The organism is Butyribacter sp., assembly GCF_056818865.1.
The window spans coordinates 18,110-35,322 of sequence record NZ_DBLYGC010000020.1; the positions used below are offsets into that span (position 1 = coordinate 18,110).

A 17,213-nucleotide genomic window follows, 5' to 3' on the forward strand; every position below is an offset into this window, starting at 1 on the left:
AGGTCTATAGGTGAGAGACATCAATATTTATAATACATTAACAAAAAAGGTTGATAAGTTCGTGCCAAATGAGCCGGGAAAGATAAAAATGTATACATGTGGTCCTACTGTATATCATTTTGCTCATATTGGAAATCTGAGAAGTTACATTGAGGAAGATATACTTGAAAAATATCTCCGCTATGCAGGATACGATGTAAAAAGGGTTATGAATATTACTGATGTAGGTCATCTTACAAGTGACGCTGACAGCGGTGAGGATAAGATGCTTAAAGGTGCCAAGAGAGAGCACAAGACAGTTATGGAAATTGCCAAGTTTTACAGGGACGCTTTTTTCAGTGACTGTGAAAAGTTAAACATAAAGACACCTGATGTTGTTGAGCCGGCAACAAATTGTATTCCGGAGTTCATCCATATGATAGAGGTTCTATTAGAAAAGGGTTATGCTTATGTGGCAGGCGGAAATGTATATTTTGACACATCTAAGCTCAAAGAATACTATGTATTGTCAAATCAGAATGAAGAAGAACTTCAGGTAGGTGTCCGCGATGATGTAGAAGAGGATGACAACAAAAAAAATAAAACTGATTTCGTACTTTGGTTTACAAAATCAAAGTTTGATTCACAGGAGTTAAAGTGGGAAAGTCCATGGGGTGTCGGTTATCCGGGATGGCATATAGAGTGCTCATGCATAAGTATGAAACATCTCGGTGAACAGCTCGACATACATTGCGGCGGTGTAGACAATATTTTCCCACATCACACAAATGAGATAGCACAGAGTGAAGCATATACAGGTCATAAGTGGTGTAACTACTGGTTCCATGTACAGCACCTGAATGATAAGACAGGAAAAATGAGCAAATCAAAGGGCGAGTTTTTAACTGTATCTTTATTGGAAGAAAAAGGTTATAATCCGCTTGTTTACAGAATGTTCTGCTTACAGTCACACTACCGTAAGCCGCTTTTGTTCAGTTACGATGTAATGGACAATGTAAAGACTGCATATGAAAAGCTTGTCAAAAAAACAACGTCTCTTTCTAAGGAAGGGGAAGTTGATAAGGATGTATTTGAGAACTATCAGGATAAATTTGCACAGGCAATGGGAAATGATCTCAATACTTCACAGGCAATTACAGTTCTCTATGATGTATTAAAAGCAGATACAAATGATGCTACAAAGAGAGCTTTAGTAGAAGATTTTGACCAGGTGCTCTCACTTGACTTGTTAAAGGAGCAGGAGACAAAAGCTGCCGATGATGAAATTAAGGTTATGGTTGAAGGTATGATAGCAAAGAGAAACGAGGCACGAAAAGCTAAGGATTTTGCTAAGGCAGATGCCATAAGAGATGAACTTCTTGCAAAAGGTATTGAGATAAAAGATACAAGAGAAGGAACAGTTTGGAAACTTATCTAATAAAAATTTAAAATAAAAAGCAGCGGGGATTTTGTCCTGCTGCTTTTATGGCATATAAGTCATATTTATATAAGATTGAAATGAGGACAGCTATGAAATTAAAGAAAATATTTGTTTTATGTCTGGTGTTGTGTATAAGTATATGCATGATGAGCGGCTGTAAGAAAAAGAATGAAAAAACAGAGGTACAGACTTCAGAAAAGCTGAATGTTGTTACAACTATTTTTCCGTATTATGATTTTGTAAAAAGCATTGCAGGTGATAAGGTAAATCTTTCACTGATAACTCCGACAGGAGAGGACATGCATTCATTTAACCCCGATTCGACAACAATGTCTGAGATATTAAAAGCAGACGTACTTATCTATAATGGGGGAGAGTCAGAAAAATGGATTGACGATTTGTTTAATGTCAAAAAGGATGAGGCGAAGAATATAAAGAAAATATCGATGATGGAAAATGCATCAGAGATATTAAGTGCATTAAATGAGCAGGATGATAATAAAGATGACAGTGCCACAGCTTCTGACTCTTATAATTATGATGAACATTTGTGGACTGCACCTTCATGTGCCGAAAAAATAGTAAATATCATAAAAGATAAATTATCAGAGTATGATAAGGAAAATGCAGAATATTACGGCAGCAATGCTGATGAATACAATAAAAAACTGGAACAGTTAGATTATGAATTCAGGGAAGTTGTTGAAAACGGAAATACAAAGCATGTTGTATTTGCTGACAGATTTTCTTTAAAATATCTTTTTGATGATATAGGTCTTGTATATAGTGCAACATATCCGGTATGTACGAAGTATCAGGCACCAAAGAAGCAGACTGTATCGTATTTGGAAAAGAGGATAAGAGAAGAAAAGCTCCCTGTCATATTTAAAAATGAGATTACACCCTCAGGTTCGGCAGAGAAGATAGCAAAAAAAACAGGTGCCGCTGTAGAGGTATTTAATACATGTCATACAGTTACAAGGAAACAGTTTGAAGAAGGTGTTTCATATATAGAACTTATGAATTCTAATGTGGATAAACTCAAAAAAGCACTTAAATAAAACAACTAAACTCAGAAAAATGTTTATACCTGCATCAGACATACTTAAAGTGACTGATTTTGTGCTGCTGTAACTGAATCGATGGATGATATCATAATAGTGTTAAAAATCGCACTAATAATTATAGACTAAGCAGAAATATGTTTATATAATGTAATCAAGTTGATTAAATGAGAAAACATTTTATGGCATGCATTATATATTATTGTATGTTGTGCATTGCCGTTTTAAAGAAAGGAGATTTCTAATGAAAGTAGCAGACGGATTTTGGTTAAGCAAAAAAGGTTACAATGTAAACTATGCTTCACAGGCATACAAAGTTGAAACTACAGAAAATTCTATTAAGGTTCTTGCAACACCTTATACAGTTATGAACAGAGGTATGACTCTTGGCGGACCAAACCTTGAGATTACATACAGCTCTACTTCTGAAAATATCATTAAAGTTCATATTGACCATTACAGAGGAGGACTTGACAATATTCCTCGTTATGAACTCAATGAGGATACAGGTTACACACCTGTTATCGAGAGAACAGAAGATAAGGTTACACTTACTTCAGGAGATACAAGAGTTGAGATAAAGATTGGTGATGACTGGGAAGTTCAGTTCTATTATAAAGAAAGACATCTTACAGGAGGTGCATGGAGAGCAACATCTATCATTTCTGAGAGCCAGTTCACAGCAAATGCACGCATGAATCTTCAGGAAGATGATGAATTCTTCAATTATCCACAGGATGCACATACAACATATCTCAGAGAGCAGTTAAAGACAGATATCGGTGAGTGCATTTATGGATTTGGTGAGAAATTTACACCATTTGTAAAGAATGGTCAGACTGTTGAAACATGGAACTGCGACGGTGGTACATGTTCAGACCAGAGTTATAAGACAGTACCTTTCTACATTTCATCAAAGAGCTATGGTGTGTTTGTAAACAGCTCAGATAAGGTTTCATTTGAAGTAAACTCAGATACTGTATCAAAAGTTACATTTACAGTACCGGGTGAGGAACTTGAATACTTTATCATCGGTGGAGAAAACCTTGAGCACGTTCTTGAAAACTATACAACACTTACCGGAAAACCTGCACTTCCACCGGCATATACATTCGGTTTATGGCTTTCAACATCATTTACAACAAGTTATGATGAGAAAACAGTTATGAGCTTTATCGACGGAATGAAAGAGCGTAAGATTCCTCTTCAGGTATTCCACTTTGACTGTTTCTGGATGAAAGAATATGAGTGGTGTAACTTTGAGTGGGATAAAGATATGTTCCCGGATCCTAAGGGACTTTTGGATAAGCTTCACAATGAGAAAGGCCTTGAGGTTTGTGTATGGATTAACTCATATATCGGACAGCAGTCAAAACTTTTCGATATCGGAAAAGAAAAGGGCTACTTTATCAAAAATCTTGACGGAAGCGTATTCCAGTCAGACATGTGGCAGCCTGGTATGGCTATTGTAGATTTCACAAATCCTGAAGCATGCGAGTGGTTCAAGGGATTACTTAAGAAACTCTTTGAGATGGGAGTAAACAACATCAAGACAGATTTTGGTGAGAGAATACCTACAAAGTGTAAATACTATAACGGCATGGATCCTATCAAGATGCATAACTATTATACATATCTTTACAATAAATGTGTATTTGAAGCACTTGAAGATTACTTTGGAAAAGACAAGGCTTGTCTCTTTGCAAGAAGTGCAACAGTAGGCGGACAGAAATTCCCTGTACATTGGGGCGGTGACTGCTATGCAGAATACTCGGCTATGTCAGAGACACTTCGCGGCGGACTTTCACTTTGCTCATCAGGCTTTGGTTTCTTCTCACATGATATGGGTGGATTTGAAGCTACTGCACCTGCTGATGTTTACAAGAGATGGTGTGCATTCGGACTTCTTTCTACACACAGCCGTTTACATGGCTCAACATCTTACAGAGTACCTTGGGTTTATGATGAAGATGGTGATACAGAAGCATGTGACGTACTTCGTCATTATACAGTACTTAAAGGAAAACTTATGCCTTATCTTTGGGCACAGGCAAACAAGACACACAATGTCGGTGTTCCTATGATGCGTTCAATGATAGTAGCATTCTCTGATGACACAGCTTGTAAGTATCTTGACCAGCAGTATATGCTCGGTGACAATCTCTGCATCGTACCTGTTATGAATGAAGAGGGAATAGCAGAGTTCTATGTACCTGACTGCGGAACATGGACAGATATCCAGAGCGGTGAGACATACGAAGGCGGAAAATATTACAAGAGACAGTGTGACTACTTCCAGACACCTATTCTTGCACGTCCAAACAGCATTGTTACATATGGTGACTTTGATGCAGAAGATAAGATGACAGTAGTATATGATTATCTTGAGAAAGCAGACGCTGTTATCTATGGTCTTGAAGACGGCAAGACTGCTATGGCAACAATTTATGACAGCGAGTCAAATAAACTTACAGATATTAAGGCGGAGCGCAAAGGAAATGTTATAACAGTTTCTTATGCATCTACAGACAAGACATTTACTGTTACAGCAGAAGGAAAGACAGTAAGTGCACAGGCAGGAACAACAAGTGTTGAAATTACATTATAATTTGTGATTATCCGGCAAATAATCTGATGTCATGTTAAATTAATATAAATACTTATAAAAATAAAGGTTGTATCGTTTTTAGTAAATACGGTACAACCTTTGTTTGGTATTGGAAATAATATATTATAAGTTTATGCACTGTTTCAGACTATAATTGTAAATGAAATATAGTTGTCGTTAGAATGTTTTTCATTGTCAAGAATTATTATGCCGTTATTCTCATCTACGGTATTCTTCAACTTGTAAAGTCCTATTCCACGGTTGTGGCTGTCAGCATTTTTCGTTGAGTACCCCTTTTGGAATATTGACTCGCGAAGTTTAGGAGTTATTACTGGCCCTTTATTTCTGATGTTAAATATTATTTTGCCGTCTTTTGAATTTATTTCTATAAAAACAGTATCTCCCTCAGATATTGCTTCAAGAGCGTTATCCATCAATATTCCGTATAATTCTATCAATGTGTATTCAGGGAGTGAAGTTGATAGATTATAGTTTTTTATTTTGATTTGAACATTTTTACCTAAGGCTTTGGCATCGGAGGACTTACTGATAAGAAATCCGGCGACAAGTTTCAGATTTATTTTTAAAAGTTCAAGTTTTGTATGGTCTATCTCCGCATGTTTCTCAAAGCTATTAAGTGCTTTTGTGATAGAGTCATAATCTTCATATATAACAGGAAACATCTGAACCGCCTGTAGACAATTATCAAAATCATGTTGGCGAATTCTGATATAATCTATAAGTTCCTGAACTATCGGCATGTAGTGCTCATATGATTCAAGTTCTTTTTTTGTATCGTTAAATTCCTTTTGAAACAGAATGCCGTCAAAATTGACAAAGAGAATGAAAACAATCATAGTAAAAAGAATAATTAAATCCGCCGTAGATGTAAGTCTTGCAGATATAACCACTTGAATTGCGAGTACGGCTATAAATGTACATGCCCAGGCTGTTTTTATATAACTGTTTAACGACATCAGAGTAGTGTACCACCTGTTCATGTCAAAAAATCTGTTTGTAAGCAATATTGCTGACATGGTTATTATAAGTGTCAAAATATCAAATAACAGTTTTGGAGTGCTGTCAAAAGGACTTAAATTTAATATAAGTGTCATTATAATTTTCAGCAATAATATAGGAAGAAAAGTTATGGTATAGAGAATGACTGTTTCGATTATTCGTTTTCTAAATATAAATAAAAGAGAAAGAATCATAAAACATACGCTGATAAACGGACGGGAAACGTCATTGGCAGCAAAAAACTGCAAAGTTGCAGAAAGCAGTATCAGGGGAAGTGCTGCCAATATTTTTAATCTGTATTTAAGTATACTTTGCTTTGTGTATTTGAAAGCAAGTTCAAACATACAGATATATTGAATAAAAACTGTAAGTAAATTTAAAAAGTATGTCTCCATATATATCTCCTCATATGATTTAAAGATGAAGTCGTTCTTCAATTATTTTTTTATGTTTCCTTCCGAGAGGTATGGAATGTTTGCCAACCTGTATGATAAATGTGGATTTATCGTATGAGTAAAAATGGTGCAGATTGATAATATATTTCCTGTGACACTGTATAAAATTGTCAGGGAATACATCCAATAGTTCACTTATAGTCATGTTTGCAAGCTTTATGTGACTGTCGTGGGTATATATGACAGTTTCCTTGCTTGTGGATTCAATGTAGTCAATATCATCAAGAATGACATGCAGATATACGCCGTTATTGTCCTTTAAAGTGATTTTTTCTTTTTCTTTTTCTGTCTGTTCACCTATAATATAATCAAGCGTTTCGATTAGTTTGTACGCTGTGTATGGTTTTACCAGATATGAACTGCAGTGAAGTTCCTGAAGGGCGAAAAATATTCTGTCAGGAAGAGCAGTAAGATATACAATAGGTGCATATGTATATTTCTTTATGCTTCTTATATATTTTCCAAAATCAAGTCCGTCACAGTCAAGGTCATCTATGTAAGCTGTGTTAAGTTCTATATCAAGCAGAAACAAATCGAAATTTTTGGTCTCAATAAGATTGCAGGCTTCCTTATATGTAGCCGCTGTATAGAGAATCCATTTATTATAATGTTCTTCAAGTATTTTTGTGATTGCTTTCTGCTGCTCTGTATCATCTTCTAAAATAAGAACTGTAAACATTGTATTCCCCCGATAATAAAAAATTTAAAATTTTATAGCTGTAAAGTTATAAAGTCATATTTTGGTAATAAGTATAGCATAAATGTCTTTTTTTTTCAAAAAATTGCATTTCAGACCGTAATGTTTGCATTTCAGACCTAAATTGGTGAAAAGTGTTGCATTTTGGGTGAAAACGGGTAAAATATAACTCGTAAACAGTCATTGATTACTTTGGAGCAATGATTTGGGAGGTGGCTCCTTTGAGAATATGGTCGGGAAAAATATTTTCAAGGAAGAAAAAAAGGGTAGAAGAAAAAGGGTATTAGGAAAAGGGTATTAGGAAAAGGGTATGTTGTTTTATTCATTGTTGTAATGCCTCTCATACATATTTTGAATAAGACATCGAATAAATCAAAGTATAGTAGGAAAATGGAAAAAGGGAGTTAGGAATATAATTTTTGGGTTTGGAAATGGTAAAATTGTTATGAAAACAGCAGTTTTGCCATTTCTTTTTTGTATAAAAAAAGAAAACTATACGCTTTCATAAAAATTTGATGGAAACTGAAAGCATTTTGCTTTATACTGTTACTTGTTAAAGTTGAGGATGATATTTAAAATATCAGGGTACAGGAAAAGGAAAGATTACATGACTTACAGAAGAAAGAAAAAGAAACCGTATTTATACAGACTTATGCGAAAGATAAAGAGGACATTTAAAAGCTGGGCGAGAAGAAATCCGGCAAAAGCGAAAAAATTTTATGTTATTTCGTCGTTAGTGATTATTATTATTGTTGTGTGTGCCACATTATCAGTAATGGGAAAAATACACAAAACAGGAAGAAAAACTTCTGATGTGAATGAAATAAAAGTTACGCATAAGCCTGATGGTGAGAATAAAGTATCGTCAGGAGCTGCTATCAGACCGTCAGGAAAACCGGCAGCAACGGTAAAACCGGAAGTCAGAAAGAGAGTTGATACAAGACAAATATATTCTTATTTGCAGGGACCGAGGTCGTGGAAAGAAAAAAGAGCTTGGTCCGGATATTGGGGAAACACGTATATGGATGGCGGAATGTTTGGTGCGTTTGGCTGCGGTTTGTGCTGTATGGCAAATGTTTATTCATCTGTGACACCTTCTTATTACAAGGCTTCACCGGTTGATATGTATAGATTTGCAAAGAAAAATACATGGTATTGGGGTGGAAGTGCGATAGACTGGCCATACATGGTCAAAGGAATGAGAAAAGCAGGAATACACTGCGGTGTAAAGAGAAAGCCTAAAAGATATTCTGCATTCAAAAGAGATATTGAAACTTCAAAATGTGCTATTGTGCTTATAAGCAGTTATGACTCGGCATGCTACTGGAAGCACACACCGGGGCATTATGTTACGATATTTGCGTACAATAAGAATAATGACAGAGTATTTCTTGCTGATTCGGGAGATCCTTCTCACAATCGCCACTGGGTAAGTTTAAAGAAGATATATCGTTCATTAAAAAAAGCAAGCAGGTTTCAATATATTCGTGTGACAGGATATAACAGAAATCAGGATACATTCAGAAACAGAAGGGCACGCGGAAGATGGATAAGACCTGCCTATATGAAAAGTGAACAAAACACAAGAAAAAACTGATTGTTTTGATTTAAGTTAAACGGCAACAGAAAATAATCTCAAGAGGATTTGAAAATGAGCAGAAAAAAAGAATATGAAGAAAAGGAAAAACACGGTACTGCACAGTTTCCGGTAGGACTTCATAAGTTGACGTATCCAGCAGGAACTGATGTGATTTTTTATATTCATTGGCATCAGGAATTTGAATTTCTGGTGCTTACAGAGGGAAAAGTTTTATTTACCATAGAGAACAGAGAGTATGTTATGACTCCGGGAGACATTGTATTTATAAACTCAAATTATCTTCACACGGCAAAAAGTGTGTGCGACGGTGTGTGTTCTTTTTATGCGGTTGATTTTTCTTATCAGGTTTTAAATGAGGATATACACAGTATTTTTTCAAAGAAATATATAAGACCTGTATTAAATGATAAGTTTATATTTCCTGAGTTTATGCCATTATGTGATGATTATGCTAAAGAGTGGCAGAAAGACATAAGAAGGTATCTGCATGAGATAGATGAGTGTCCGGAGCATGAGCTTGAGCCTTTTGAACTTATGATAAGAAGCAGGATATACGCAATATGGGACATTATGACAAAAAACGGTATGCGTGCCCATAAAGATGATGATATTGAAAGCAGATATTCGGAAAGACTTGAACCTGTTATAAAATACATAAAAGAAAATTATGCATATGAAATTACTCTTGCTGAATTAGCTGAAATTCTTCCGATGAGCGAGGGACAGTTCAGCCGTGTGTTCAAGCAGACAATGAAAATGTCACCAATACAATATCTTATGAGATACAGGATTTTGCAAAGCTGTAAATTGTTACAGGATACGGACAAGAAAATCGGAGAAATTGCAAATCTGTCGGGATTTAACAATATAAGCTATTTTAACAGGGTATTTTTAAATACAATAGGATGTACTCCAAAAGAATACAGGGAAAACAGCGGTTATTGATAGAGATTATCAATATGTGTCTGCGGGATAAATTATGGAAAGTGAGGGGAGATTTTATGGTTAAGGAATATAATGATTTGATTGAAGCAGTTGACAGTGTAAAGTCAAAAAAGGCTGTTATTTTTGATATGGACGGTCTTATTTTTGATACTGAGAGGGTTTTCATGGAGCAGCTTGCAGTTGCGATGAAAGAACACGGTTATACTCTTACAAGAGACATCTATACAAATACGCTTGGACTTGGAGGAAAGCAGCTTGTAAACTTTATGTACTCGGAGTTTGGAAGTGACTATCCGTTTGAAGAGTGCGGCAGTAAGGCACAGGAGAGGATGGCTATAATATCAGATACGATAGGATTGTCTGTTAAGCCACAGATAAGGGAACTTTTGGAAAAACTGAAAGCTGATAAGATTAAGTGCGGTGTCGCTTCGTCTACAAAGACTGAGCTTGTTAACAGATATCTTGGAAAAGCGGGGCTTGACGAATATTTTGACGTTATTATCGGGGGAGAACAGGTTATGGTTTCAAAACCTGAGCCTGATATATTTATCTGTGCGTGTGAAAGACTTAATGTATCACCGGGAAAGGCGTTAGTTCTGGAGGACAGTGAAAACGGAATCAGGGCAGCAAAGGCGGCAGGAATACCGGTTATCTGCGTTCCTGACCTTAAAGAACCTTCAAAAGAATGTCGGAGAATGGTTACTGCCATTGTAAGGAGATAATGCAGGCACAGCCTTTAGAAGCGGCGAAAACGGCTGCAAAAGGTTATGCCCGCGCTGTAAAAGAATTGAGTTTTAAGGAGTACAGTGAAATGTTTATGGCTGTATGATTTAATGCAAGGGTCAGAATACCTTTTGAACTCAACATTATAATTTGTATTATTAGAGAAATGGGCGCAAAAATTCGTACTGGCTTTTTTGCTTTGGAGGCAGCATTTCTATAAAAATATCAGTGAGAAGTTTATCCTCACTTGCCGTAAAAGTTATGTTTTCACTTCTGAGTTTATCCTTCCAGTTTGACAATATAGGAAGAGCTTCACTGAGATTTTTTCCGTGAAGGGAATTGACGAGGAGCTCTACCATATGTTGTTTATCCGGTTCCATCTGCATGAATGATTCGTTGTTTTTCCAGTTATTCATATACTTGTTCTTCTCCTTTATTATTAGTTTTGTTATTCATTATATTGGTTACCTGCTCAAAGGTTGTGCGCTGCTTTGGAGAAAGCTGTGACATGAGAAATTCCATCATAAAATTCTGGTTATCATTTTCGCTGTATTCCTCTGTCTGCATGGCATAGTGATTTTTTGTGAAATCCCTGTAGTTTTTGAAAAGCTCGTCAGCATGCAGGAAATTTAAAAGCATGCGTACAATCTCAGACTCGGCGGGTGTGCAGTAGTCTTTTATGTTGAGAAGCAGTTTTTCATAAACTGCGGGAGTGGCAGATGTGTCAGCTTGTGCGGCACGAAGCGTCATGTCATCGTCATTTGATGCGACTTCAGATGCAAGACATAGAAGATTGTCGGCCTGCAGAATTATTTCCATAGCCTTCTTGTTTTGAGGAGGAACATATGGAAGGGCGGCTTTAAGCATAGCCAGACGTCGTTGATGTTCATTTGAAAATTCCAAAATAAATCTCCTTTAAAGTGTTTTCTAAATTGATTTTATGAGATATAATTTTTTTTATGCAGATATGTTGACAACAATATAAATATTTATGTATATTTTTTGTGGAACAGATTTTTGGGTGTATATTTGTTCCTAAATGAAAAAGACATTGTAGATTAAGACTGGAGAAAAATAAATGGCAAAAAAATTGATTGATTTGGTGGGAATAACAAAATCATATGGTGACAAGGTTATACTTGACGATATGAATTTATTCATGAATGAGAACAGGTTTCTCACGCTTCTTGGACCGAGTGGCTGCGGGAAAACTACTACACTTAGGATAATAGGTGGATTTGAGACACCAGATAAGGGCAAGGTTATCTTTGACGGAAAAGACATCACATCCATGCCTCCGAATGAGAGAAATCTAAATACGGTATTTCAGAAGTATGCGTTATTTACCCATATGAATATAGAGGAAAATATAGCATTTGGTCTTAAAATAAAAAATAAATCAAAATCATATATAAAAGATAAGATAAAATACGCATTGAAACTTGTAAATCTTGACGGTTTTGAAAAGCGTATGCCCGATTCGCTTTCAGGCGGACAGCAGCAGAGAATAGCTATAGCGAGAGCCATAGTAAATGAACCGAAAGTGCTGCTTTTAGATGAGCCGCTTGGTGCGCTTGATTTAAAGATGCGTCAGGATATGCAGTATGAGCTTATAAGACTGAAAAATGAACTTGGAATTACATTTATCTATGTTACACATGACCAGGAAGAAGCTCTTACAATGTCAGATACGATTGTGGTTATGAATCAGGGATATATACAGCAGATTGGAACTCCGGAAGATATATACAATGAGCCGCAGAATGCATTTGTAGCGGACTTTATAGGCGAGAGCAATATTATAGCTGCAACAATGGTGAAAGATAAGGTTGTAGATATATTAGGAACAAAATTTGCCTGTGTTGATGAGGGATTTGGAACAAATAAACCTGTTGATGTTGTTATCAGACCCGAGGATTTAGTTATAACCGAAAAGGATAAAGGGATTATAAACGGCAGAGTTATATCAGCGATTTTTAAGGGTGTACATTATGAGATGGAGATTGAAGCATGCGGTTTTGAATGGCTGGTTCACAGCACGGTTATGGCAGAACCTGGAAAAGAAGTCGGATTGTGGGTTGACCCATTCAATATACAGATAATGAATAAACCGGAATCCGAGGATGAAAAGGTACTTGTTGAAGAATAGAAAGGGGGAGACTTGCATGGGAAAATTAAAAAGTCTTGGCTCAAAACTTCTGGCAGGACCTTATTTGATATGGATGCTTTTATTTACCGTTGTTCCGCTTTGTCTTATTATATACAATGCGTTTACAAATTCTGACGGAAAGTTTACTTTTAAGTATGTATCGGCTATTGCGGCTCCGGTGAATTTTAAACCGCTTTTACTTAGTTTTCAGATGTCACTTATAGTCACGATTGTCTGTCTCTTACTGGCATTTCCGCTGGCGGTTATTCTAAGTAAATATTCAACAGACAAAAACAGTTTTATCGTAATGATATTTATTTTGCCGATGTGGATGAACTTTATGCTTAGGACGCTTGCGTGGAGACTTATATTGCTCAACAATGGATTTTTAAATCAGTTTCTTACAATGCTCGGACTTTCAAAAGTTTATCTTATGAATACCAAAGCGGCTATTATTTTTGGAACGGCATATGATTATTTTCCTTTTATGGTGCTTCCGATATACAACGCTGTCGTAAAGATAGACAAGGACGTTATAAATGCGGCAAAAGACCTTGGTGCAACAAACATGCTTGTACTTAGAAAAATAATACTTCCGCTTAGTGTGCCGGGAATTGTCAGCGGAATAACAATGGTTTTAGTTCCTTCAATGAGTGAATTTGTAATAGCGGATATGCTCGGCGGAGGAAAGATATATCTGATTGGTAATGCAATAGAACAGGCATTTAACTCCGGTTATGCCGATGTACATGCCGGTTCGGGACTGTCTATGTCGCTTATGGTACTCATTCTTATAAGTATTGTTGTGTACAGGGTATTTGATAAGGGAAAGGAGTCGGAGAGCATATGGTAAAGGGAAAGAAAGTATTACAAAAGATTTATCTTGCCGTCATACTCATAATGCTTTATCTTCCGATAGGAGTTTTGATTGTATCTTCTGTTAATGCGTCTGAAAAAAATAAGGCAGTATGGGGAGGATTTTCATTTGCGGCATATATTGAGCTTTTTCATGATGAAACAATAATGAGTGCGCTTTATACTACAGTAGTGCTTGCGGCAGGAGCGGGATTTATAGCTACGATACTTGGAACGGTTGCGTGCATAGGCATGATAGGGATGAGCAAGAAAATGCGTTCAGCGGTTATGGGAATTACAAATATCCCTATGTTAAATGCTGACGTAGTTACGGGTATAGCACTTATGCTGTTATTTACAAGATTTACGGAACTGAATTTTTCAACTATGATGATAGCACATATCACATTGATAATACCGTATGTTGTCCTGTCGGTCTGGCCTAAAGTAATGCAGCTTAACATAAGCACATATGAGGCAGCACTTGACCTTGGTGCATCAAGGCTTTATGCTATGTGGAAAGTAGTCATACCTGACATTATGCCCGGTATATTGTCAGGATTTCTTTTGGCTTTCACGATGTCACTTGATGATTTCTCAGTGACATATTTTACAAAAGCACCGGGAATACACACTATGTCTACAATGATAAATGCCGAGTACAGAAAAGGTATTCAGACAGAGATATATGCGCTTTCAACGATTATTTTTATAATAGTTCTGCTGGTACTTTTTGTGATAAACAGAAAAAGTGCGATGTCTTTGAAAAAGAAGGAGGCAGCAGCATGATAAAAAGTATAAAGAGAATAACGGCAGCAGTATTGTTTGTAAGCATAACTGTATCATCTATGTTTTTTATGACATCCTGCAAGAAGAAAGGCACTTCATCAAAAAACAGGATAGTGGTTTTTAATTACGGTGATTACATCGACCAGACATTGCTTGACAAGTTTGAGAAAGAGACTGGTATAAAGGTTGTATATGAAGAATTTCTGACGCCTGAGGCAATGTATACCAAGTATAAAAACGGTGCGGTGGATTATGACCTTATCTGTTGTTCTGATTATATGATTGACAAGATGATAAAGGAAAAAGAAGTAAAAAAGATTGATTATGGCAGAATGAAATACATTAAAAATATCGGAAAAAAATATTGGAATCTGTCAAAAAGTTTTGATAGGACGCAGGAGTATACAGTACCTTATTACTGGGGAACTGTTGGAATATTGTATAATACAAAGATGATGGACTATGTCCCTGACAGCTGGGATGCTCTGTTTGACAAAAAATATAAGAACAATATTATTATGCAGAACAGTGTAAGAGACAGTTTTATTCCGGCACTTGTAAGACATGGATATTCAATAAATACAACAGACAAAAATGAGCTGAAAACAGCACTTGATGACCTTAAAATGCAGAAAAGCATAGTGCAGTCATATCTTGTTGATGAGATAAGAGACGATATGGCAAATAATCAGGCTGCCATGGGACTTATTTATTCGGGAGAGGCGAGTATTGCACAGGATTATAATGAAAATCTTGAGTACGTCGTTCCGAAAGAGGGCTCAAATATATGGATGGACAGCTGGGTAATGCCAAAAAGCGGTAAAAATTATGACGGTGCCATAAAGTTCCTTGACTTTTTGTGCAGGGAAGATGTGGCAATGACAAATTTTGAATACATTTATTATTCAACGCCAAATGAAGCGGTGTTAAATCAGATTGATGATGAGGAAAAAGCAGAAAGAAATGCGATATTCCCATCTGATGATGTTATAAAAAGATGTAAGATATTTTCATATCTTGGGAAAGATGCCGAAGAGTATTACAACAATCTTTGGAAAGAACTAAAGGTTTATTGATTTCAGGAAGGGGAAATAAGAATGGCAGCAGGTTCAACAATCGGGAACATATTTAAAGTAACCACATGGGGAGAGTCACACGGAAAAGGGATAGGCGTTGTAGTTGACGGTTGTCCGGCAGGTCTTGAGATAAGCGAAGAGGTTATTCAGAAATACTTAAACAGAAGAAAACCGGGTCAGACAAGATATTCAACACCGAGAAAAGAAGATGATATAGTTGAGATTCAATCGGGTGTGTTTGAAGGAAAAACAACGGGAACACCCATTTCAATGGTAGTATACAACAAGACACAGCGTTCAAAAGATTATTCGGAGATAGCAGGTTATTACAGACCGGGACATGCAGACTATACATTTGATGAAAAATACGGTTTCAGAGATTATAGAGGCGGCGGACGTTCATCGGGAAGAGAGACAATTGGAAGAGTGGCAGCAGGTGCAATAGCCTGTGAGGCATTAAAACAGCTTGGCGTGAATGTTATGGCGTACAGTAAAGTCATTGGTGGGATAGAAGCTGATACAAAAGATGTATCGGTTGAAAATATAATGAAAAGTCCGCTCTACATGCCTGATATGGAGGCATCTGACAAAGCTGAAAAACTTTTGGAAGAAAAAATGAATGAGCAGGATTCTGTAGGAGGAATAATAGAGTGCGTTATTTCAGGCATGCCAACGGGAGTCGGTGAGCCTGTCTTTGAGAAACTTGACGCAAATCTTGCGAAAGCGGTTATGTCGATAGGTGCAGTGAAAGGATTTGAGATAGGAGCTGGATTTGAGGCTGCGTCGATGTATGGTTCGGATAATAATGATTCTTTTTGCATGGAAGATGGGAACGTATCAAAAAAGACGAACAATGCAGGCGGAATTTTAGGCGGAATAAGTGACGGCAGCAATATCGTACTAAGAGCAGCAGTAAAACCTACGCCGTCTATTGCAAGAAGCCAGCAGACAGTGAACCGTTCGGGCGAGGATGTTGAGGTGCAGATAAAAGGACGTCACGACCCTATAATAGTTCCGAGAGCAGTTGTAGTGGTAGAGACTATGGCTGCAATATGTGTATTTGATATGCTTCTTATGTCAATGAGCTCAAAAATGTATAATGTAAAAAAATATTTTGAATTGTTTTAAACACATCAGAATTAAATACATAAAATAATAGTGGATAACTGTAATATACGGAGAAAAATTATGGGAAAATGCTATTATTACGGGAAAGAGAAGAATGAGATAAAGGCATTTGAGAATCATAACACGTCCAATGAAACCCAAAAAAGTGATGAAGTTAAAAGGATTATAATTGACGATAATACGGAATTGGTTATAGAAAAAGATACAATATATGAGATAGACAGAAAATGCGAGAAGTGTAGAAAAAATAAAAGCAGATAATTAGGAGGATGAGAGTCATAGGAAAAATTTATGTGATACTTATGGCTCTTATTTTGAAAACAAAAGGGGGAGCCTGATGGCATCCCCCTTACAATTTATAAATTTTAGCTTATGTTATTGCTGCAAAGAGGCAGCAGATGGCAGTGCTGCGGGCATTTAGAAACCGCCGCCACAGCAGCAGCAAAGAATAAGTAAGATCCAGATGATTGAGCCACATCCGTTGTCGGAACCGCATCCACATCCGTTGTTGCCAAAACCGAAACCATTTCCGTTACCGCTGCAAGAGCAGAGTAAGAGCAGGATGATAATCCAGCTGCATCCGTTATCTCCGTTGCTGCATCCGCCACATGTTGTTGCTGCTAAATCACTCATAAATCCTCCATTTGCCGATTTTTAAATAACCGGCTTAAAAATTATCTACAA

17 protein-coding genes are annotated in these 17,213 nt (G+C 36.7%); 12 read left to right on the forward strand and 5 right to left on the reverse strand.

Annotated elements, in window-relative coordinates; all coding sequences use genetic code 11:
- Nucleotides 1–10 precede the first annotated feature (10 nt).
- From cysS to yicI, 3 genes are all read left to right on the forward strand, one after another.
- On the forward strand, nucleotides 11–1,417 hold the full coding sequence (cysS, locus tag ACZLXV_RS10020; RefSeq protein WP_022223567.1) for a cysteine--tRNA ligase: 1,407 nt from the start codon (nucleotides 11–13) through the stop codon (nucleotides 1,415–1,417).
- 92 nt (nucleotides 1,418–1,509) lie between these two features.
- Nucleotides 1,510–2,481: a metal ABC transporter substrate-binding protein gene (locus tag ACZLXV_RS10025; RefSeq protein ID WP_022223568.1), complete on the forward strand. Its 972-nt coding sequence runs from the start codon at nucleotides 1,510–1,512 to the stop codon at nucleotides 2,479–2,481.
- A gap of 247 nt (nucleotides 2,482–2,728) precedes the next feature.
- Entirely contained in the window at nucleotides 2,729–5,092 is a 2,364-nt protein-coding gene (gene yicI, locus ACZLXV_RS10030) for an alpha-xylosidase (protein WP_022223569.1), read from the forward strand.
- Between the two features lie 143 nt (nucleotides 5,093–5,235).
- Here yicI and ACZLXV_RS10035 read toward each other — a convergent pair whose 3' ends face one another.
- Both ACZLXV_RS10035 and ACZLXV_RS10040 read right to left on the reverse strand, forming a co-directional pair.
- On the reverse strand, nucleotides 5,236–6,507 hold the full coding sequence (locus ACZLXV_RS10035; protein WP_022223570.1) for a sensor histidine kinase: 1,272 nt from the start codon (nucleotides 6,505–6,507) through the stop codon (nucleotides 5,236–5,238).
- 19 nt (nucleotides 6,508–6,526) lie between these two features.
- Nucleotides 6,527–7,246 (reverse strand): LytR/AlgR family response regulator transcription factor, encoded by a 720-nt coding sequence (locus ACZLXV_RS10040; RefSeq protein WP_022223571.1) that lies wholly within the window; start codon nucleotides 7,244–7,246, stop codon nucleotides 6,527–6,529.
- Between the two features lie 625 nt (nucleotides 7,247–7,871).
- Between ACZLXV_RS10040 and ACZLXV_RS10045 the strand changes: the two genes are divergently transcribed.
- The 3 genes from ACZLXV_RS10045 to ACZLXV_RS10055 are packed head-to-tail and all read left to right on the forward strand — an operon-like array spanning nucleotide 7,872 to nucleotide 10,531.
- The gene (locus ACZLXV_RS10045) at nucleotides 7,872–8,861 is read left to right on the forward strand and encodes a phytochelatin synthase family protein (protein ID WP_482383317.1); all 990 of its coding nucleotides are present in this window, start codon (nucleotides 7,872–7,874) and stop codon (nucleotides 8,859–8,861) included.
- A gap of 54 nt (nucleotides 8,862–8,915) precedes the next feature.
- On the forward strand, nucleotides 8,916–9,809 hold the full coding sequence (locus ACZLXV_RS10050; protein ID WP_482383318.1) for an AraC family transcriptional regulator: 894 nt from the start codon (nucleotides 8,916–8,918) through the stop codon (nucleotides 9,807–9,809).
- Between the two features lie 56 nt (nucleotides 9,810–9,865).
- Nucleotides 9,866–10,531, forward strand: a complete 666-nt coding sequence (locus ACZLXV_RS10055) for an HAD family hydrolase (protein WP_022223574.1) — start codon at nucleotides 9,866–9,868, stop codon at nucleotides 10,529–10,531.
- Nucleotides 10,532–10,690: 159 nt separating this feature from the next.
- Here the strand turns inward: ACZLXV_RS10055 and ACZLXV_RS10060 are convergent, their stop codons facing one another.
- Nucleotides 10,691–10,948, reverse strand: coding sequence for a hypothetical protein (locus tag ACZLXV_RS10060; RefSeq protein WP_022223576.1), 258 nt, complete (start codon nucleotides 10,946–10,948; stop codon nucleotides 10,691–10,693).
- Nucleotides 10,941–11,435 (reverse strand): hypothetical protein, encoded by a 495-nt coding sequence (locus ACZLXV_RS10065; RefSeq protein WP_482383319.1) that lies wholly within the window; start codon nucleotides 11,433–11,435, stop codon nucleotides 10,941–10,943. Before ACZLXV_RS10065 ends, ACZLXV_RS10060 begins: the two co-directional genes overlap by 8 nt.
- Before the next feature lie 175 nt (nucleotides 11,436–11,610).
- Between ACZLXV_RS10065 and ACZLXV_RS10070 the strand changes: the two genes are divergently transcribed.
- Genes ACZLXV_RS10070 through ACZLXV_RS10095 form a run of 6 tightly spaced genes read left to right on the forward strand, consistent with a single transcriptional unit; the run spans nucleotide 11,611 to nucleotide 16,790 of the window.
- Complete coding sequence (locus tag ACZLXV_RS10070) at nucleotides 11,611–12,681, forward strand: ABC transporter ATP-binding protein (protein WP_482383320.1); 1,071 nt, start codon at nucleotides 11,611–11,613, stop codon at nucleotides 12,679–12,681.
- Nucleotides 12,682–12,697: 16 nt separating this feature from the next.
- On the forward strand, nucleotides 12,698–13,534 hold the full coding sequence (locus ACZLXV_RS10075) for an ABC transporter permease (protein ID WP_367335819.1): 837 nt from the start codon (nucleotides 12,698–12,700) through the stop codon (nucleotides 13,532–13,534).
- Nucleotides 13,528–14,325 carry an ABC transporter permease gene (locus ACZLXV_RS10080; protein WP_482383321.1) on the forward strand — a complete coding sequence of 266 codons (798 nt, stop codon included), beginning with the start codon at nucleotides 13,528–13,530 and terminating at the stop codon, nucleotides 14,323–14,325. Before ACZLXV_RS10075 ends, ACZLXV_RS10080 begins: the two co-directional genes overlap by 7 nt.
- The gene (locus tag ACZLXV_RS10085) at nucleotides 14,322–15,401 is read left to right on the forward strand and encodes an ABC transporter substrate-binding protein (protein ID WP_482383322.1); all 1,080 of its coding nucleotides are present in this window, start codon (nucleotides 14,322–14,324) and stop codon (nucleotides 15,399–15,401) included. The genes ACZLXV_RS10080 and ACZLXV_RS10085 overlap by 4 nt, the downstream gene beginning before the upstream one ends.
- A 21-nt stretch (nucleotides 15,402–15,422) precedes the next feature.
- The gene (gene aroC, locus ACZLXV_RS10090) at nucleotides 15,423–16,529 is read left to right on the forward strand and encodes a chorismate synthase (RefSeq protein WP_022223582.1); all 1,107 of its coding nucleotides are present in this window, start codon (nucleotides 15,423–15,425) and stop codon (nucleotides 16,527–16,529) included.
- 60 nt (nucleotides 16,530–16,589) lie between these two features.
- Nucleotides 16,590–16,790: a hypothetical protein gene (locus tag ACZLXV_RS10095; RefSeq protein ID WP_022223583.1), complete on the forward strand. Its 201-nt coding sequence runs from the start codon at nucleotides 16,590–16,592 to the stop codon at nucleotides 16,788–16,790.
- A gap of 156 nt (nucleotides 16,791–16,946) precedes the next feature.
- On the opposite strand, the gene ACZLXV_RS10100 is transcribed toward ACZLXV_RS10095, so the two are convergent.
- Nucleotides 16,947–17,162: a hypothetical protein gene (locus ACZLXV_RS10100; RefSeq protein ID WP_022223584.1), complete on the reverse strand. Its 216-nt coding sequence runs from the start codon at nucleotides 17,160–17,162 to the stop codon at nucleotides 16,947–16,949.
- Between the last annotated feature and the right edge of the window lie 51 nt (nucleotides 17,163–17,213).